Below are 18,543 nucleotides of genomic sequence, written 5' to 3'. Positions count from 1 at the left end.
CCGCCGCGCGCTCAGGCCGACTCTTGTTCGACAGTGACATTGTCGGCCAACCCGACCTCAACCCGGTTGCGGCCGCCGCTTTTGGCGCGGTACATCGCATCGTCGGCACGCTTGAGCATCTCCTTGGACTGATCACCGGGCTGAATGGCCGCCACCCCGAAGCTGCAGGTACGGTGGCCAATCACCGGAAAGTGAGCCTGTTCGATGTACCGACGCAGGCTCTCGGCCAGCTGACGCGCCCCCTCCAACCCGGTATTAGGGCAAATGATCAGAAACTCCTCGCCACCCCAGCGGCCCGGACAGTCGCTGAGCCGGGTGTTCAGGCGCATCAGATCGGCAAGCTGGCGCAACACCTGGTCGCCCACCTGATGACCACAGCTATCGTTGACCTGCTTGAAGTGATCCACATCCAGCATCACAATCGCAAAACCGGTACCGTAACGCTCGTAGCGGTGAATTTCCTGGATCATCAGCGCTTCAAGACGGCCACGGTTGGCCAGGCCGGTCAGCACATCGGTGGTGGATAGCCGCTCAAGCTCACGGTTCTTGCGCTCCAGCACGGCCTGGTGCTCAACCTGCCCGGTGATATCCACCACGATCCCGATATAGCGCGCCTCGCTGGCGTCCGGATCATCATAGCGCCGCGCTACGCAACGGAACCAGCGCACCTGGTTATCATCGTTAAGCACGCGCCCTTCGCAGTACCAATCCGGGTGCTGGCGGGCCATGGTTTCCTGCCAGCTGCTTAGCACCGATTCAAGATCGTCCGGGTGCAGCATGTCGGTCCAGCCAAATCCGCGCAGCTTATCGGCAGAGGCGCCAAGCATGTCGCAGAAATACCGGTTGGAATAAATATTCCGGCCGCTCGCATCCGACTCGAAAATCCCCATGGGGGAGAACTCGGACAGCGCCCGAAAACGTGCTTCACTGCTGCGCAGCGCCTCTTCCGACTGTTTGCGTTCGGTCAGGTCGGCAATATTGATGGCGACACTCTCGATGTGGCCATCGTCTCCGGTAATGGGATGACCGGTCATGCGGCAGAAACGCCGTCCCGCCCCCTTGAACTCAATCCAGCCTTCGGTAACAAACGGCGTTCCCTTCAGCGCCGTATCCAGGTTGCCCTTCATCCGGCTATTGAACAGCTCGTCGCCATACAGCTCCCACCAGGCATGCCCTTCTATCTCGTCGCGCTCCCGGTGGTGGTAATCGAGGTAACGGCGATTGACCTGCTGATAGCAATAATGGGTATCCACCAGTGCCATCAGCTCGTCGGCGGCGTTAACGATTTCACGATACCGATACAGGCGCGCTTCGAATTCGCGCTGCTCGGTCACGTCGTGACTGATCGCAAAGTAGCTGACCACTCGGCCGTCCACATCGCGCACCGGCGTAACCATCGCCTGCTCGACCCGTTCGCTGCCATCACGCATGCGGTTGATGAACTCGCCCTGCCACGTCTGTTCGAGCTTCAGCTCGCGCTGCAGGGCCTGATAGGTGGCCGCCGGCGTCTGGCCCGACGACAGCATGTTCGGTTTCTGACCCAGCACCTCTTCGCTGCTGTAACCGCTGCGCATCAGAAAGACGCGGTTCACATAAATGATGCGACGGTCGAGATCGGTAATCATGATCGGCGACGGCACCTGCTCGATAGCCTGATACAGCCGGACCAGATCGTTGGCGGCCTGGCGCTCGCGGGCGCGACTGTTCCGCCAGTGCTGCAGAAACGCCAGCGACAACAGCAGCACCACGCCCAGGCCCGCACCGGCAAATAAGGCACGAAACGTCCAGCCGGCCAGCACCCGTTCCCGCTCAATCGCCGCAAAGGCTCTGATCGGTTGCTGGCCCAGCTGGCGAATCGCAAACAGATACTGCTCGCCAAAAACAAGACGCGTACCGTAGGCACTGAACAGATCGAGTTCAAGCTGTTGATCCAGTTGCCGCAGCACCTGCAGCTTCTGCTGCTCAAAGCTGGAGCCGGTCACCATCAGGGGGCGGTTGCGGTTATCGAGCAACATCAGGTGTTGCCCGCCGTAGCCATCGCCACTTTCCAGCTCGGAGTCGATGCGTTCCGGGTCTACCATGGCCAGCAAGACACCGATCAGCTGGCCCTCGGGGCCCCTCACCAGCTCGGCCACCCCCAGACGCCCGTTTTCGATTCCCGTAAACGACTGGCTGCCGGCCTTCAGGCCGTCGATGACCCAGCCCGGCGCCAGATGCCGCACCCCGAGCGTCTGGCCGGCGCTGGCGGCAACCCGGCCATCGGGATGATAAAGCGTCAGGCTGTCCAGCGCCGACGTTTCCAGCAGCGAGCCCAATAACAAGCGCCGCAGATCGGTCTGCGCGTCGAGGGGTTGCGAACGGGATTCCAGCGTATGACGGGTGTCGTGTAGCACATGATCGGCCGAGACGAAGGCGATATCCACCGCGCTGCCGAAGGCCCGCAGTTGCGTCTGCAGACGCTCACCGGCACTTTGCAGCGAGTAGCGGTAATCCTGATACAAGCCCCAGGCGAGCATGACCGTCATCACCAGCAGCAGTGCCACCGTGCCCGGAAAAATGGATCGCGCCAGTCGGTTATCCTGCTGACTGCTCTGTACCGACAAATGAAACGGCTGGGACGTCATCGCTGGTCAACCACCTGTTGAGCTCGTTCGACCAGCAACGGGTCGATCCCTATTTCATGCACCAGCGCCGGCTGTTGCTTGCCGGCAATATGGCGCCATTGCGCCAGCACCTTTTCATCCGGCTTGACGATCTCGACCCCGCGCTCCAGCAGCACCTTGCGCGCTTCGCGCTGTGCCCTGGCCGCCGCCTCGCGCTGCGCATCGACCACCTGATCCCAGGTGTCCCGCACCAGTTGGCGCAACTCCTCGGACAACCCATTCCAAAACCGGGCATTGATCATCGGCACATACTGGGCAAAATACTCCATATCCTCGAAGCCGAAGCGAATGCCTTTGCTCCAGAGGGCCGCGCTGCGCACGGTTTCATGGGTGGTAAGCATACCCTGCACCTGCCCGCGCTCCAGTGCATTGGGCAGATCGGGCCAGGCAATCAGCACCGGCTCGGCCTTGAACGCCTCCAGCCGGCCCCGGTTGGCGGCGCCGCCGGGAATGCGAACCCGCAGACCGGCCAGATCGGCGTGGCGGCTCACATGCGCGTCGGTAAAATAAAGATGGGCATGGCCCAGATCCAGCCAGCGTCCGAGCACCCTGACGCCCAGATCCGACTCGATTCGCCGGCTCACCATGTGACCAATCTCGCCATCGCGCACCGCGTAGTGCTGCTCGGCCGCACGGCCGTAGAACAACGGCAGCATGTAAAGGCCCACATCGGGCACATAGCGATCCAGTTGCCACATGCCCGGCACCACCATTTCGACCTTGCCGCCGGTCAGCGCCGCAATCGCGTCGCGGTCGCGAAACAGCCGGGCACTATGATGAAAACGAACCTCGAGCCGCCCGTCACTGGCACGTTCGAGCTGCCGGGCAAAGCGGGCAATAGCCTGGGTCTGAACATGTTCGGCGGTATTTTCGGTCGAGATCCGCAGCACCTGGGGGAGCGACGCTTGCGCCCGGGCGAGACCATTGCCGCCCAGCAGAGTCAGCATAGCCGCCAGCACGGCAAACCATCGTCGAGAGTTGATGAATATTTCCTTCATTGCCACTTGTCTTCCTGATAAGGCCGGGTTCGAGTCGATGAAAAGGCTCAATTATTCGCCACCCCGGCAGTATATCCGAGGCCTCTTTGCAAATCATTGATTTAGCTCGTAGTTAGGGTCTTTTTTGCGAAAATGTGGTCTTGCAGAATAGTCCTGCAGCGCAGGCCGGAAGGGATCCATGAGGATCTTTCCTGAATGGCCGGTGCTCCGGCCCGGCAGCATGGGCACGAGACGGTCACTCGATGGAATCGTCCTCTTCACGAGCCAGGCGCGCGCGCAGTTTTTCCTCCCGCCGGCGATACCAGTGGGCCTTGAACGCCGTCCACCAGTCGGCAGACAACTCGCCACCATGGGCTTCCAGTATGGCGATCACCCGATCCAGGGTCAGCACGGCAGCATCGTAGTCGATATCCAGCCAGTGCTTGCGCACCACCACCTTGGCCACGCCGGGCTCGGCGGCAAACACCTCGGCCAGCAGCTCTATCTGCAGCTGATTGAGGTGATCAAGTTTCAGATGTCGCTTGACCAGCGCCACCTCGGCCTGTCCCTCGTTGGGTAATGTGCTCATATAGCTCCCCTTCTCATAAACCCGTTGGCCGTGCCGACGGTCTGGCCTGAGCCCGGAGTAAACGGTTAACCGGGACACCCCGCTCGGCCTTGCATCCTGGTTACCAAGACCGAGTCAAGCGCAAGCCCTGTTCAAAAGCAAGCACCGGAGCGTTGCAAAGGCCCATTCGCTGCGTCACCATACAGAGTAACCACAATGTGGAAACCACTTCCATAGTTCATTATCGAGAGGTCATCATGGACACCACCGTTACCCTCAAGGCTACCGCCACCCAGGCCGCCGTTACCCTGCCCGCCATCGGTCAGGGTTCCTGGTACATGGGCGAAGGTCTGGCTCCCCGTCGCGATGAAGTGCGCGCCCTGCAGCAAGGGCTGGATCTGGGGCTTCGGCTGATCGATACCGCCGAAATGTATGCAGACGGCGGTGCCGAAGAAGTGGTGGGCGAGGCGCTCAAAGGGCGGCGGGAACAGGCGTTTCTGGTGTCCAAGGTGTATCCCTGGAATGCGGGCAAGCGCAGCGCCATTCAGGCCTGTGAAGACAGCCTGCAGCGACTGGGCACCGATTATCTGGATATGTATCTGCTGCACTGGCCCGGCAGCATTCCGTTGGAAGAAACCTTGCACGCCTTCGAGCAACTGCAGGCCTCCGGCAAGATAAAGCGTTTCGGGGTGTCCAACTTCGACATCGACGAACTGCAGCAATGGCATCGGCTGAGCGGTGACGACAGCGCCGTCAATCAGGTGCTGTATCACCTGGGCTCTCGGGGCATAGAGCATTCGCTGCGCCCCTGGCAACGCCAGCAGAACATGCCGGTCATGGCCTACTGCCCGCTGGCTCAGGGCGGCCGCCTGCGTCGTGAGCTGTTCGGTCACCCCGAACTGCAGGCCCTTGCCGCCGAACTAAAGGTTACGGTGCCCCAGCTGCTGCTGGCCTGGGCCATTCGCCCGGTCGACGGTCAACGCGACGTGATCGCCATTCCCAAGGCGGTGCAGCCGGAGCACGTACGCCAGAACGCCGAGGCCCTGAACCTGGTGTTGAGTAACGAAGCGTTGGCCCGACTGGATGCCGCCTTTCCGGCTCCCGGCCGCAAGACAGCGCTGGATATTGTTTAAACTACCTGGCCGGCGCACCAGCCGGCACTCCAGGCCCACTGGAAGTTGTAGCCTCCCAACCAACCGGTCACATCCACCACCTCGCCGATAAAATAGAGGTTGGGCACCTTGCTGGCCATCATGGTCTTGGATGAGAGTTCATTGGTATCCACGCCGCCCAGGGTCACCTCGGCGGTGCGGTAGCCCTCGGTGCCGCCGGGTTTCAATGGCCAGGCGGACAACAACTGCTCGATGGCCGCCAGCTCTTTGGGCACATACTGCTTTAGCGGCTTGTTGGTGATGCCTTCCCGCTCCAGCAGCGTTTCTACCAGCCGTTTGGGCAGGTAACGGCTCAGCCAGGTTTTAAGTTCCTGATTGGGGCTGTCGGCCACGCCCTGAGTCAGCCGACCGGCGGGCAGCAGCTCGAACTGCACCTGTTCGCCCGCCTGCCAGTAAGACGAAATCTGCAGCACCGAGGGGCCGGACACGCCGCGATGGGTAAACAGCAGGCTTTCGGCGAAACGGGTGCCGTCTTCACTTTCGGCCACCACCGGCAGCGACACCCCGGCCAGCGGCTCCAGGGTAGCCTTGTCTTCCGGCTGCAGGGTAAAAGGCACCAGACCGGCACGGGTAGGCAGCACCTTGAGCCCGAACTGCTCCGCCAGCTTGTAACCAAAGGGCGAGGCACCAATCTTGGGCATCGACAGGCCGCCGCTGGCCACCACCAGTGACTGACAGCTCACTTCCTCGGTGGCCGTGGCCACCATAAAACCGTCGCCCAGTCGGTCGACGTTGAGAACGTCGGCGCGCAGCCGTATGGTTACCCCGGCGTCTTCACACTCTTTTACCAGCATATCGACGATGTTCTGCGCAGAATCATCGCAGAACAGCTGGCCCAGGGTCTTTTCGTGATAGGCGATGCCGTGTTTTTCTACCAGCGCGATGAAGTCCCACTGGGTATAGCGCGCCAGCGCCGACTTGACGAAATGCGGGTTGCCACACAAGTAGGCGGACGGCTCCACGAAATAATTGGTGAAGTTGCAGCGCCCGCCGCCCGACATCAGTATTTTGCGACCGATGCGCTTGCCGTGATCCAGCAGCAGTACCTTGCGGCCCCGCTTGCCCGCCTCGGCGGCACACATCAGACCGGCGGCACCGGCACCGATCACAATTACATCCCAGGCTTTCATGGCACTCACACTCTCGCTGACAACAAAGGCGCTATTCTAGCGATCGCACCGCCGCTCGGCTATGCCGACACCGGCGACAGGGTTATAATTCGCGCCATGAGTATTCTCGCCGCACAATTTCAACAGCTGAGCGCCCTGCTGCACCGTACCCGCGGTGACTGGCAACTTGCCCCCTTCGCCTGCAAGGCGCTGCCCTGGCCCGAGCTGGCACCGGCGCTGATGGCGCCAAATGAAGCCCAACTCGACGCCCTGGACGAAGACGACACCGCCGCCCTGGCCTTTTTGGCGCCATTCCGGCCCGACATGGTGGCGGCTCATGATTTTCAGTTACCCGAGCTGAAACGGGCAGCCGACTACGCCACTCCGCGTTGGAGCAACGGCATTCCCGGCCGAAAATGGGCGCAAATCAGGGATTTTGCCGCCAATATCACCACAGAACACCCCATACTGGAATGGTGTGCCGGCAAGGGCCACCTGGGTCGCCTGCTGGCCCAGCAAGATACACAACCGGTGACCAGCCTGGAATGGAATGCCGATTTATGCCGCCAGGGCGAGCAACTCGCCGGGCAGCTGACGCTCGACCATCACTTTGTGTGTGCCGATGCCCTGAGCGCCGATGCCGCCCAGTGGTTTCGGCCCGAACAACAGGCGCTGGCATTGCACGCCTGCGGCGAACTGCATTTGCGTTTTCTGCGCCATGCCGCCGCCGCCGGCACGCGCCGGCTGGCGCTGTCACCCTGTTGCTATCACCTGATCGACGGTGAGCATTACCGCCCGCTGTCGGCCGCCGGCCGGCAGCAAAACTTGCAGCTGGATCGCCAGAGCCTGCGGCTGCCGTTGCAGCAACAGGTCACCGGGGGCGAACGGGTGCGCCGCCTGCGCCACATCGAGCTGACCTGGCGGCTGGCGTTCGACGAACTGCAACAGAGCCTGACCGGCAGCCTCGATTATCTACCGCTGCCGGCCTTTCCCAAACGGCTGCTGAGTGGCGATTTTGCCGACTTTGCCCGCTGGGCCTGTGAGCAGAAGTCGCTGCCGGTGCCGGACAGCATCGACGGCGAGCACTGGCTGCAACGGGCCGATAGCCGCCGTCTGCTGGTGAAACGCATCGAGCTGGTGCGCCACCGGTACCGTTATCTGCTGGAGCTGTGGTTGCTGCTGGATCGCGCCCTGTACCTCGAAGAGCAGGGCTATCGCGTGAGCCTCGGCACCTTTACCGACCGGCTCAATACCCCGCGCCGCTATCTGCTGCAAGCCAATAAAACATAACAGGACCTTTCACCCCGCCCGCAGGGCGAAGTCGTGAAACGGACAGGAGAGCCCGTGAAAACATCATTGCGCATCATTCCCCCCAGCGCCTTCGACCTGGTGATGATGGTGTTATCCATCATCTCGGTGGTGGCCATAGTGCTGTACCAGTTTGGCCCTTTCGATGAGACAGAAAAAGAGCTGCTGCTCTATGTAGATACGTCCATCTGCATGATTTTACTCAGTCATTTTTTCTATGGCTTGCTGGTCGCACCCAACAAGCGGCGCTTTTTAAGCACGCACTGGATCGACTTTATCGCCTCGATTCCGGCGATTGACGTGTTGCGCTATGGGCGGATTTTTCAGGTACTGCGGGTGTTGCGCATGCTGCGGGTGGCCAATCAGGTGATTCGCCATCTGTGGAAGAACAGCGAAAGCACGGTACTGGCCTCCATGCTGCTGGTCCTGGTGGTGGTACTGGGGGGCAGCGCCATCGCCATTCTGATGGCCGAAGCCGGCGCGCCCGGCTCCAATATCGACACCGCCGAAGACGCCATCTGGTGGGCCCTGGTCACCATTTCCACCGTCGGCTACGGCGACCACTATCCGGTCACCACCGCCGGGAGAGTGATCTCCGCTATCGTCATTTTTACCGGGGTGTCGCTGTTCGCCGGTATCTCGGGCCTGGTTGCCTCCACCCTGTTGAATCCCAAAACAGGACAGCAGCTGGAAACCTCGGAGCGGCATATCCAGGCCGGTGAAGCACATAACCAGGAAGAGCTGACACAGCGCCTGAACGCGTTGCAGGGCGAGGTGGCCTCGCTCAGAGCGGAAATCGGTGCGCTCAAATCATTGCTGCAGGGCAAAGAACCCTGACGGCCACACAATATCCGTCAATCCCGAGCGGGTTCTGCTTGTATCCTGACCAATATCTGGCCTATGCTGCTGAACAGCTGGGGGCTTGCAGAAGTTCCATACAGCTCACGGTTTATCGGCTAATGGATTGATAGACTTATAAAAAAGGAGAGGTGCAATGACAGAACCCTATCAGTATAAACACATACTGGCTGCCGTTGACATGAGCGAAAGCAATCGCAAGGTCATCGCCAAGGCAGTAGACAGAGCTCGGGCCAACAACGCCAAATTGTCAGTCATTCATGTGGATGTGGATCTCAAGGATCTCTATACCGAGATGATCGACATCGATATCGACAACATTCAGGATCAGGTGGTCGCCGACGCCAAGCAGCGCCTGGAAGATTACCTGGCCGGCATCGACTACCCCATCGAGAAAAAGCTGGTCATCTGCGGCGATCTGGCGCTGAAAGTGAACGAAGCGGTCGATCAGCATCAGGTTGATTTGCTGATTTGCGGCCACGAGCAAAGCTTCTGGAGCCTGCTCACTTCCTCGGCGCGTCAGCTGATGAACACGGTCCCCTGTGATCTGCTGGTGGTCCCCCTGCCCAAAAACTGATGTTCAGGGCGACTGGCACAGCCGGTCGCCCACTTCCTCCAGTAATTGCCTCAACCAGATCAGCGCCGGGTCAAACTCGGTCAGCGGATGCTGCGCCAATACATAGGTACTGCGTAAAGACTCGCTCAGCCGATGTTGCTGCAACGGGTAATAGTGACAAAAATCCCGCGCTATCAGCTCCGGCACCATGGCCAGATATCGGCCGGTCGCCAGCAACTTGGGCAGGGCCTCGAAGCTCGGCACCCACACGGCAATATGCCGCTCCAGTCCCTTTTTCTTCAGCCAGCTTTCAATCAGGGTCTGATTGTGCCCCCAGGTCGAGGTGGACACATGACTCCAGCCCACCAGCAACTCGGCAGAAAGCCGCTCGGGCAACTCGCTGGTCAGGGCCGACAGGCACATCATGGGGTTGTCGAACCAGGGCTCGACCAGCAGCCGGGGTGACAGGTGATCGCCATCGGCGAAGGCCACCACCAGATCCAGGCCGCCGCGAGACAGGCTGTCTTCATAATCGGAATGTACCAGTTCGGTTACCGCCAGGCGGCAAGCCGGCGCCCGTTGATGCAGCAACTCCACCAGCAGCGGCACGGCGCCGTGCTCGATGGACGACGGCACCGCCAGCCGAAAGGTACGCCGGGACAAAGCCGGATCAAACCCCGCCGACTGCCGTACCCCCTGCTCCAGCAGCAGCAGGGCCTGGCGCACCGGCGCCGCCAGCGCCTGGGCCCTTTGCGTCGGCCGCATTTCCTTGCGGGTCATCACGAACAGCGGGTCGTCCAGCGTCTGCCGCAACCGGGCCAGGGCATGACTGACCGTCGACTGGGACAGGTTCAGCTGCTCGGCGGCCCGGGTAACGTTGCGGCTTTGCATCAGCACGTCGAACACCCGCAACAGGTTCAGATCCAGCCGTTGGTACAGATTATCCATCGATATTCACCATGGCTTTATGATGATAATTCATTTTTGACATAAGTGATCAGACCATAGAATAGCGCCCTCAAACAAGTTTATCGTCGGCGTGGTGAAGCAATTCATCCGACAGCCGGGTCGAACAAGGTTCTGGGCATGGTGGCATCATGGGGGGTACTGCCTGTCTATCGTCGTTGACGGATTATTCGAGGTAATCCGACAATGGCGGTACAAACGGAATATTCAAGACCGGGCGGCGTGGGTAACCACGCTGACAACCTATTGTGGGCAAGCGCCCGACAGTTCTGCGTGTGGTGTTAAACCACCTTGTTTAGGGACGTCATTCTCTCCTTTATGACAAACCTGATGTTGGTCCCGGGCCGGTGCATTGCGCCGGCTTTTTTTATGGGCCGCATTCTGGATTATCCCTGCACTTTACGCCATTATGGCGCCCCGTTCTGACCAATATCGAAGTTTTCATCATGCCTTATCTGATGTCCGTAACCCTGTTGTGGGCCTTCTCTTTCAGCCTGATCGGTGTTTATCTGGCCGCTAGTGTCGATAGCTATTTTTCCGTACTCAGCCGCATTGGCATGGCGACCCTGCTGTTTATGCCGCTGATGTCCTGGCGCCAGCCACCGCGCCTGGCCCTGGGACTGATGGCCTGCGGCGCCCTGCAACTGGGGCTCATGTATCTGTTTTACTACCAGTCGTTTCTGCTGCTCACGGTGCCGGAAGTGCTGATCTTTACCGTACTCACCCCGATTTACGTCACCCTTATCTACGACCTGCTGCATCGGCGCTTCAACCCCGGTTACCTGCTGACCGCCGCGCTGGCGGTCATCGGCGCCCTGGTCATTCGCTTCGACGGCCTCACCGACCGCTATCTGCTCGGCTTTGCGGTGGTACAGGGTGCCAACCTCTGTTTTGCCCTGGGGCAGGTAGGCTACAAGGTACTGATGGAGCGCTATCCCGCCCACCCGCCCCAGCACAAGCTGTTCGGCTATTTCTATCTGGGCGCGCTGGCGGTGGTAGTGCCCGCCTGGTTGCTGTTGGGCGGAGACAGGTATCCCGCCACCCATCTGCAATGGGGCATACTGCTGTGGCTGGGCTTCGGTGCCTCCGGCCTGGGCTATTTTCTGTGGAACAAGGGCGCCACTCTGGTCAATGCCGGCGCCCTGGCCATCATGAACAACGCCCTGGTACCCGCCGGTCTGCTGGTCAACCTGTTGATCTGGAACCGGGATGCCGACCTGCTGCGCCTCGGCCTGGGCGGACTCATACTTGTCGCATCGCTCTGGCTTAACGAGGCCTGGATCAAACCGGCCACTGCCGCCCGGGCCGGATGACGCCGGGCTCACAAAATCGATATTTGCTGCTTTTCGGCATGGCTTTCCGCCCCAGTCTCCTTACACTGGGTTCCAGGAAACCGTGCCAGGAGATAAGAGATGTTCAAAGCTCTGCTACTAGAAGAATCAGGTAAAGACACCCTCGCCAGCCTGCAGCGGCTCAACGAAAGTCAGCTCACCGCCGGTGACGTGCTGGTCAAGGTCGATTATTCCACCCTCAACTACAAAGATGCCATGGCCATTACCGGCAAGGGCAAAATAGTCCGCCAGTGGCCCATGGTGCCGGGCATCGACTACGCCGGAACCGTGCTGGCCTCGGACCACCCGGATCACCGCATCGGTGATGAAGTCATTCTCACCGGCTGGGGCGTGGGCGAAAAGCATTGGGGCGGCCTGGCAGAAAAAGCCTGTGCCAAGGGCGACTGGCTGGTGCCCATGCCCGCCGGCATGACCGCCAAGCGCGCCATGGCCATCGGCACCGCCGGCTTTACCGCCATGCTCGGTCTGATGGCACTGGAGCGGGCCGGCATAACCCCGGATCAGGGCCCGGTACTGGTTACCGGCGCCAGCGGTGGCCTGGGCTCGGTGGCGGTGCGGCTGCTGGCCAAGGCCGGTTTTGAGGTGCATGCCGAAACCAGCCGGCTGCAGCATAAAGAATGGCTGCTGTCTCTGGGCGCCAGCCAGGTTATCGATCGCACCGAGCTCGACAAGGAGCCGGCGGCGCTTGAATCCCAGCAGTGGGCCGGCGCCATCGATGCCGTCGGTGGCCGCACCCTGGCCCGTATTCTCAGCCAGACCAAGATGAACGGCGTGGTGGTGTCCTGTGGCCTGGCCGGCGGCGTGGCACTCAACACCACCGTCATGCCCTTTATTCTGCGCGGGGTGCAGCTGCAGGGTATCGATTCGGTTTATGTCTCCAAAGAAAAACGCATCGAAGCCTGGCAACGACTGCAAGACAGCCTGCCGCTGGACTTTGAAGAACAGGCCGAGGTTTATCCGCTGGAGCACGCCGCCGAGGCCGCCCGGGATCTGCTGGCCGGCAAACTCAAGGGCCGGGTACTGATTCAGCCTTAAGCCGTAACCGAATACCGCCGACGCGTCATGCGCGTCGGCGGTCTGGACGTTTTGCCCACACCTTCCCCAATATGCTTCCTCATTAATACGCCGTCTTTTTCCTTCCCCAAACATGTTATAAGATAACAAAACCATTCTCTGTGGACGCAACCATGACCACTCCCGTTATCACCCATCTCGTCATGGGGTTTCTCGGCACCGGCAAAACCACCCTGCTGCGCCACCTGCTGGCCAACAAACCGGAGCAGGAACGCTGGGCCATTCTGGTCAACGAATTCGGGGAAGTCGGCATCGACGGTGCCCTGCTCACCGATCAGGGCGCCATGATCAAGGAAGTGCCCGGCGGCTGCCTGTGCTGCGTGTCCGGCCTGCCCTTTCAGATAGGGCTCAACGCCCTGCTGCACAAGGCCAAACCGGACCGGCTGTTCATCGAGCCCAGCGGCCTGGGCCATCCCAGCCGTATTCTGGACACCCTGACCGCCGAGCATTATCAGGATGTGCTGCAACTGGGCGCCACCTTCTGTGTGGTCGACCCGCGCCAATGGACCGATGCACGCTATCAGGAGCACGACACCTACCGGGATCAGCTGGCGCTGGCCGACATCATAGTGGCCAACAAGACCGAACTGTGCGAGCCGGCACAGCTTGACGCCCTGCGCCAGGACATAGCACAACAGCAGCCACCCCAGCAGCTGGTGGCGGTGACTCAGGGACAGCTGGATCAGCAGTGGCTGCAGCAGACGCATCACGCCGAGCGCAAGGCCGCCAGCCCCCAGGCTCACGCCGGCAATGTCGCTCGTCCGCTGATTGCCGACTCGGGCCCCCGGCTCAGCCGCAGCCAACCCTGGCGCCGTTACAGCAACCACGGGCAGGAGCATTATTCGATTGGCTGGCGTTTTCTCGACGAGGTCTGTTTCGACTTGCAGGCAGTGGAAAGCTTCTGTCGCGAGCTGAAGGTGGCCCGATTGAAGGCGGTATTGCGGGTAGAAGACGGCTGGCGCGCCTTTAACAAGGTGGATGATCAGCTCAGCGTCTATCGCATCGCGTCGCAGAAAGAAGGCCGTCTGGAGCTGATCGATCCCGACCCGCTGATGGCGCACCCGCTGCATAAACAACTGATGCAAACGGTACTGTCACTGCCCTCATCATAAAACTGTCATGATTTTGTCTTAATCTGCGGACCACAAGGATACATTAGGGTCTGACCAATGAAGGTGTCGCTGTTTTCGTTATTGTCTTCGTTATTGCTGATCATGCTGGCGCTGGTACTGGCCGGCGCCTTTTATCTGGGAGACCAGCGATTGCAACAGGGCGAGCAGAGCCGGGCCGGGCTGGAGCAGCTGCGCCGGGATGCCAACATCGACCTGTATCGCACCATTTCCGCCTACCTTGAGCAAGGCGACACCAGCCTGATGACCACCGCCGAGCAGCAACTGCAAAGCATGGCCGAGGCCCTGACCTCCTACCCCGAGGCCGAGTCGGCCAAACAGACAGTGCAAGACCTGCAGCGACAGTTGAGCCACGATTTTCGTGCGGCAGGCAAGCTGTCCGGCAACAGCCAGCAGTTGCTGCAGCATGCAGAGCAGGAACTGGCCGACCAGCTCAGGGCGCTGGCCCGCTACGCCGATATAGACCGGCCTCTCGCAGACCGTTATCGTACCCTTGTCGCCGAGATGCTGGCCGCTCTGCCCCGGCTTATTCACCTGCGTCAGGGTTATATCGCCGGCAAGGGATCCAGTATCAAGGCTTCTCTGGATTTTCAGCTCGCCGAGCTGAACAAACTGGCCGCCGAACTGCAGGCCCTGCCGCTGCTGGGCATCTATCAGCAACAGGAAGTCGACGAATTCGCCCTGCGCCAACCCAAACCGGTAGAAGTGGGTGAAGCCCCCAAACGCGAAGTATTGAGCCTGCTGCGTCGCTACCCCAAGGAGCTTGCCAATACCGGCGGCAACCTGGCGCTGCGCAGCCAGGCTTCGGCCGCCCTCACCGCCGGGCTGACCACCATTGAACAACAGCTGGACCAGCTGGTGGAGCAACAGGAAAGCGCGCGACAGGCCGACTACAAGCAGCTGGTGCTGCTGCTGATCGGTTTGTGTGCCGCCCTGCTGTTGTTTGCCCTGCTCAGCTATCTGTTTCAACGCCAACTGGTGGTTAAACGGCTGCACCAGTTACGCAATGCCTTTGGTCAGCTGCTGCAGAACGGCCAGCTCGCCACCCTGGCCGTCACCCACCCCAACAGCGAGCTGGGCCAGATCGCCACCAGCTTCAATGGCCTGATCGACCAGCTGCAACGCCAGCAACAGAGCCGGGCCGAACAGCTGGGCCATGTATCGGCGGCGCTGGAGCAGATGGTGGAAGAAGTGCTGGATATTCAGCAGCATACCCAGACCACCGACAACACCATGAATGGCAGCGTCAACATGGTCAACGAGCTCAACCACCTGGCCCAGCAGATGCGCCAGGCCACCGACGATATCGCCCTCACCGCCCGCGACAACCTGCAGGCCATGGGCGTCAGCCGGGAAAAAGTGGAGCAACTGGTACACACCGCCGAACAAAGCCAGCAAGCGGCCCTGACCGGCCAGCAGGCACTGAGCAGCCTGAACGACTCGGTCAACGATGCCTCCGCCATTATCGGGGTCATTCAACAGATTGCCGAGCAGACCAATCTGCTGGCACTGAATGCGGCCATCGAGGCGGCGCGGGCGGGAGAGCACGGTCGTGGCTTTGCGGTGGTGGCCGATGAGGTACGCAAGCTGTCCGGCAGCACTCAGGGATCGCTGACCGAAATCGGCAACATCATGGAACGGCTGCGGCTGGCCAGCAACGAGCTCAACCAGACCATCAGCAAGATGATGGGGGCCGCCGAGGCCCAGCATGGTCAGGCACAAACCTTGATGGAAGTGACCGAACAGGTCAGGGCGACCTCGCAGGCCACCACCTCGATGGCCGAACAGGGTGCCGGCCATGCCGACAGTCAGGCCGCCGAGCTGAGCCGCTTTATGGCCTTGATGGATGATCTCAAACTGCAATCAACCCAGGTGTCGGAACGGGCCGGACAGGTAGTACAACGTATTAGGGGCCAGGCCGGCACCATTACCGAGATGCTGCAATAAGGTCAGCGACGCAGACGTATCAGCAGATCGTAGAGCCCGTCGGAGACCGACTGTAGTCCTTCCATGCTGGAGGAGGCTTCATCTGCCCGCGCCAGGCTGGAACGAGACAATACCGAAATGTTGTTTAACTGCACATTGATATCGCCGGCAACATGGGCCTGCTCGCCAACGGCGGTGGCCATCTGACTGGACATATTGGCAATGGTGCCTACCGCCGCCGAAATACCCGACAGCATATTTTCCGTTTCCATCACCCGGGCCAGGCCGGCCTCGGCGTCTTCCCGGCCATGTTCCGCCGCCTGCACCGAGGTGACGGCCTGCTGCTTGAAGGCATCGAGTATCTGGTGTATTTCGCTGGTTGAATGCTGTGTGCGCTGCGCCAACTGCCTGACTTCATCGGCCACCACCGCAAAGCCTCGGCCGTGCTCACCGGCTCGCGCCGCTTCAATGGCCGCATTCAGTGCCAGTAAATTGGTTTGCCCGGCAATCTGTTCAATCATCATAGCAACCTGGGCAATACGCCCGGTCTGCTCGGAAAGCTGAAGCACAGAGCCTCTGATGTCTTCTACCGTCTGCCTGAGCTGCTCGATGGACTTGCGGGTGGTCAGCGCCACCTCCCGCCCCTGTATTGCCAGCTCGTTGGACGTTTCCGCCTGCCGTGCCGTCTCCTGCACATGCCCGGACACATCGTTGATGGTGGTGGTCATCTGGTGCATGGCGGTGGCCACCATTTCGGTTTCCTGCTGCTGACGCTGAATGCCCGACGTCGCCTGCCGAGACAAACCCAGCCCGGCTTCAGACTGATGGGTAACCTGACGGGCCGCATCTTCAACCCGGGTTACAACGGCATTGAGTCTGGCCTTTTCACTACAAATACCCACCTTGATTCTGCCCAGCAACCCACTGTCCCTGGTGTAGGTGGTCACCGCCAGTTCATGGCGAAAGGCATCGCCCAGCAAGGCATCAATCTGCTGCATGATACGTCGATGTCCGAGGTTGCAGACCAAGGCATAGACCGCTATCGACAGTGACAGCCAGGCCAGTGAACCGGTCACATGACCCATGCCAAACACTATGCCGGCTCCGCCCACTCCCACCAGCCATGGCAGGCTCTGCAACGCCATGCTGCCAACCCGACTCATGTCCCGGACCTTGTGGCCGTGAGTATAAAACTGCTCGGCCCGGGCAATATCTTCCCGGTTGGGGCAGGAGCGTACCGATTCAAAACCAATGACATTGCCGCTTTCGGTAATGGCCGTCACGTAGGCATCAACCCAGTAGTAATCACCATTTTTACAACGGTTCTTGACCATGCCCATCCAGGGCTTGCCGGCCTTGAGGTGCTCCCACATGATTCTGAATGCCAGCGGCGGCATATCGGGGTGGCGAACAATATTGTGCGGTTGTCCGATCAGTTCTTCCCGGCTGTATCCACTCACGGCAACAAAAGCATCATTGCAGTGCAATATATTGCCTTGTATATCGGTTGAGGAAATCAGTTTTTCCGTGCTCGGAAATGTTCTTTCGGTCTGGGTAACAGGAACATTTTTTCTCATTATTATTGCATCCTTGCGATTATTATCCCCCTTCAGCTTTAGCGCGATCACCCTATTCGGCAAGTCGACAAGCGTTAAATAATTGTTACTCGCTACGTACGACAGCACACCCCAACATCAAGCGAAAAATATTCCCTCTGAAAATTTGTAAAACATAAAGTAATTAACGATTAAAACGACATAAAACATATTAAAAATGGCATTTGAGATTTAAAAAGATAATCACAGAAAAGACCCACGCGGAAGTCATCCGTTTACCTGACAACGTCTATAACTCGCCAGCGATTACTGCACCGTAATCGGGATCTTGAGAAACAACCGGCCCTGTTCGTCTGCCGGCGGCATTTGTCCGGCACGAATGTTGATTTGAATGGCCGGCAGAATTAGCCGGGGCATGCCCAGGGTGGCATCCCGTTCGGTGCGCATGTGCACAAAAGCGGCTTCGTCGATGCCGTCACGCACGTGAATGTTATGCTGGCGCTGCTCGGCCACCCTGGTGTGATAACGGTGCTCCCGGCCTTCCTTGGGGTAGTCGTGGCAAATATAGATGGCGGTGTCGTCCGGCAGCGCCAGTAACTGCCGAACAGAGCCATACAACTGGCTGGCACTGCCACCGGGAAAGTCGCAACGGGCCGTACCGAGGTCGGGCATGAACAGGGTGTCGCCCACAAACACCGCCTGCTCGTTCACCACATAGCTGAGATCCGCCGGGGTATGGCCGGGGGTATGCATCACCCGAATTTGCAGCTCGCCAACCTCGAAGCAGTCACCGTCGGCAAACAGATGGTCGAACTGGCTGCCGTCGGCCACAAACGTCGGCTCAAGCGCAAACCGCTGGCGAAACACCGCTTGCACCGCGGTTATGTGCTCGCCAATCGCCACCTTTGCGCCCAGTTGCTGGCGCAGAAAAGGCGCCGCCGACAGATGATCCGCATGGGCGTGGGTTTCCAGAATCCAGGGCACGCTCAGCTGTTGTTCGCGCACAAAGTCCACCAGCTGCCGGGCCGAGGTGGTGCGGGTACGGCCGGAGGCATAGTCGAAGTCCAGTACCGGGTCGATAATCACCGCCTGCCCACCCGAGTGGTCATACACCACGTAACTGAAGGTGTCGCTGTCGTGGTCGAGAAATGCCTTAACCTGTGGTGCCTGATGTTGCGTCATAACCCTGCTCTCCAGAAGTAATCCATTTAAATTAGAATAATCTAAATTAAAGGTTATCGCATTAATTCCAATCTAAATAAAAATATGATCTATTTCAAAGCTGGACACGAGAGGAAACAGAGTCACCTCCCACGACACGCCACTGG

General features: G+C 59.9%; 15 protein-coding genes. 8 read left to right on the top strand and 7 right to left on the bottom strand.

Going from position 1 to position 18,543, the window contains the following annotated elements; genetic code table 11:
• Positions 1 to 11: 11 nt before the first annotated feature.
• From ABD827_RS08600 to ABD827_RS08590, 3 genes are all read right to left on the bottom strand, one after another.
• Entirely contained in the window at positions 12 to 2,624 is a 2,613-nt protein-coding gene (locus tag ABD827_RS08600; protein WP_344964108.1) for a sensor domain-containing diguanylate cyclase, read from the bottom strand.
• Entirely contained in the window at positions 2,621 to 3,661 is a 1,041-nt protein-coding gene (dctP, locus tag ABD827_RS08595; RefSeq protein WP_344964106.1) for a TRAP transporter substrate-binding protein DctP, read from the bottom strand. Before dctP ends, ABD827_RS08600 begins: the two co-directional genes overlap by 4 nt.
• A 235-nt stretch (positions 3,662 to 3,896) precedes the next feature.
• Entirely contained in the window at positions 3,897 to 4,229 is a 333-nt protein-coding gene (locus ABD827_RS08590; protein WP_298721541.1) for a hypothetical protein, read from the bottom strand.
• A gap of 236 nt (positions 4,230 to 4,465) precedes the next feature.
• Between ABD827_RS08590 and ABD827_RS08585 the strand changes: the two genes are divergently transcribed.
• Positions 4,466 to 5,341 (top strand): aldo/keto reductase, encoded by an 876-nt coding sequence (locus ABD827_RS08585; protein WP_344964103.1) that lies wholly within the window; start codon positions 4,466 to 4,468, stop codon positions 5,339 to 5,341.
• Here the strand turns inward: ABD827_RS08585 and ABD827_RS08580 are convergent.
• The gene (locus ABD827_RS08580) at positions 5,338 to 6,510 is read right to left on the bottom strand and encodes a BaiN/RdsA family NAD(P)/FAD-dependent oxidoreductase (RefSeq protein ID WP_344964101.1); all 1,173 of its coding nucleotides are present in this window, start codon (positions 6,508 to 6,510) and stop codon (positions 5,338 to 5,340) included. The genes ABD827_RS08585 and ABD827_RS08580 overlap by 4 nt on opposite strands.
• A 96-nt stretch (positions 6,511 to 6,606) precedes the next feature.
• Between ABD827_RS08580 and ABD827_RS08575 the strand changes: the two genes are divergently transcribed.
• The 3 genes from ABD827_RS08575 (at position 6,607) to ABD827_RS08565 (ending at position 9,232) form a co-directional block, all read left to right on the top strand.
• Entirely contained in the window at positions 6,607 to 7,779 is a 1,173-nt protein-coding gene (locus ABD827_RS08575) for a methyltransferase (protein WP_344964099.1), read from the top strand.
• 54 nt (positions 7,780 to 7,833) lie between these two features.
• A complete protein-coding gene (locus ABD827_RS08570; protein ID WP_344964097.1) occupies positions 7,834 to 8,634 on the top strand; it encodes an ion transporter in 801 nt (266 codons plus the stop codon).
• Between the two features lie 157 nt (positions 8,635 to 8,791).
• Positions 8,792 to 9,232: a universal stress protein gene (locus tag ABD827_RS08565; RefSeq protein WP_298721529.1), complete on the top strand. Its 441-nt coding sequence runs from the start codon at positions 8,792 to 8,794 to the stop codon at positions 9,230 to 9,232.
• 3 nt (positions 9,233 to 9,235) lie between these two features.
• Here the strand turns inward: ABD827_RS08565 and ABD827_RS08560 are convergent, their stop codons facing one another.
• Complete coding sequence (locus ABD827_RS08560) at positions 9,236 to 10,159, bottom strand: LysR family transcriptional regulator (RefSeq protein ID WP_298721526.1); 924 nt, start codon at positions 10,157 to 10,159, stop codon at positions 9,236 to 9,238.
• Positions 10,160 to 10,623: 464 nt separating this feature from the next.
• Here ABD827_RS08560 and ABD827_RS08555 point away from each other — a divergent pair, with 464 nt between their 5' ends.
• The 4 genes from ABD827_RS08555 (at position 10,624) to ABD827_RS08540 (ending at position 15,680) form a co-directional block, all read left to right on the top strand.
• On the top strand, positions 10,624 to 11,490 hold the full coding sequence (locus ABD827_RS08555) for a carboxylate/amino acid/amine transporter (RefSeq protein WP_298721523.1): 867 nt from the start codon (positions 10,624 to 10,626) through the stop codon (positions 11,488 to 11,490).
• 99 nt (positions 11,491 to 11,589) lie between these two features.
• The gene (locus ABD827_RS08550; RefSeq protein WP_344964093.1) at positions 11,590 to 12,564 is read left to right on the top strand and encodes an MDR family oxidoreductase; all 975 of its coding nucleotides are present in this window, start codon (positions 11,590 to 11,592) and stop codon (positions 12,562 to 12,564) included.
• 152 nt (positions 12,565 to 12,716) lie between these two features.
• Positions 12,717 to 13,715 (top strand): CobW family GTP-binding protein, encoded by a 999-nt coding sequence (locus ABD827_RS08545; protein WP_344964091.1) that lies wholly within the window; start codon positions 12,717 to 12,719, stop codon positions 13,713 to 13,715.
• 57 nt (positions 13,716 to 13,772) lie between these two features.
• A complete protein-coding gene (locus ABD827_RS08540; protein ID WP_344964089.1) occupies positions 13,773 to 15,680 on the top strand; it encodes a methyl-accepting chemotaxis protein in 1,908 nt (635 codons plus the stop codon).
• A 2-nt stretch (positions 15,681 to 15,682) separates the two neighbouring features.
• On the opposite strand, the gene ABD827_RS08535 is transcribed toward ABD827_RS08540, so the two are convergent.
• Both ABD827_RS08535 and ABD827_RS08530 read right to left on the bottom strand, forming a co-directional pair.
• The gene (locus tag ABD827_RS08535) at positions 15,683 to 17,236 is read right to left on the bottom strand and encodes a methyl-accepting chemotaxis protein (protein ID WP_344964087.1); all 1,554 of its coding nucleotides are present in this window, start codon (positions 17,234 to 17,236) and stop codon (positions 15,683 to 15,685) included.
• A gap of 285 nt (positions 17,237 to 17,521) precedes the next feature.
• A complete protein-coding gene (locus ABD827_RS08530) occupies positions 17,522 to 18,397 on the bottom strand; it encodes an MBL fold metallo-hydrolase (RefSeq protein WP_344964085.1) in 876 nt (291 codons plus the stop codon).
• Positions 18,398 to 18,543: the final 146 nt, after the last annotated feature.

Source organism: Oceanisphaera sediminis (assembly GCF_039539745.1).
GTDB classification, from domain to species: Bacteria; Pseudomonadota; Gammaproteobacteria; order Enterobacterales; family Aeromonadaceae; genus Oceanimonas; species Oceanimonas sediminis.
This window is presented reverse-complemented; position numbering and strand designations above follow the sequence as displayed.

Coding starts and splice junctions, on each gene's coding strand:
- ABD827_RS08600 (WP_344964108.1), bottom strand. CDS start 2,624: ATGACGTCCCAGCCGTTTCATTTGTCGGTACAGAGCAGTCAGCAGGAT.
- dctP (WP_344964106.1), bottom strand. CDS start 3,661: ATGAAGGAAATATTCATCAACTCTCGACGATGGTTTGCCGTGCTGGCG.
- ABD827_RS08590 (WP_298721541.1), bottom strand. CDS start 4,229: ATGAGCACATTACCCAACGAGGGACAGGCCGAGGTGGCGCTGGTCAAG.
- ABD827_RS08585 (WP_344964103.1), top strand. CDS start 4,466: ATGGACACCACCGTTACCCTCAAGGCTACCGCCACCCAGGCCGCCGTT.
- ABD827_RS08580 (WP_344964101.1), bottom strand. CDS start 6,510: ATGAAAGCCTGGGATGTAATTGTGATCGGTGCCGGTGCCGCCGGTCTG.
- ABD827_RS08575 (WP_344964099.1), top strand. CDS start 6,607: ATGAGTATTCTCGCCGCACAATTTCAACAGCTGAGCGCCCTGCTGCAC.
- ABD827_RS08565 (WP_298721529.1), top strand. CDS start 8,792: ATGACAGAACCCTATCAGTATAAACACATACTGGCTGCCGTTGACATG.
- ABD827_RS08560 (WP_298721526.1), bottom strand. CDS start 10,159: ATGGATAATCTGTACCAACGGCTGGATCTGAACCTGTTGCGGGTGTTC.
- ABD827_RS08555 (WP_298721523.1), top strand. CDS start 10,624: ATGCCTTATCTGATGTCCGTAACCCTGTTGTGGGCCTTCTCTTTCAGC.
- ABD827_RS08550 (WP_344964093.1), top strand. CDS start 11,590: ATGTTCAAAGCTCTGCTACTAGAAGAATCAGGTAAAGACACCCTCGCC.
- ABD827_RS08545 (WP_344964091.1), top strand. CDS start 12,717: ATGACCACTCCCGTTATCACCCATCTCGTCATGGGGTTTCTCGGCACC.
- ABD827_RS08540 (WP_344964089.1), top strand. CDS start 13,773: ATGAAGGTGTCGCTGTTTTCGTTATTGTCTTCGTTATTGCTGATCATG.
- ABD827_RS08535 (WP_344964087.1), bottom strand. CDS start 17,236: ATGAGAAAAAATGTTCCTGTTACCCAGACCGAAAGAACATTTCCGAGC.
- ABD827_RS08530 (WP_344964085.1), bottom strand. CDS start 18,397: ATGACGCAACATCAGGCACCACAGGTTAAGGCATTTCTCGACCACGAC.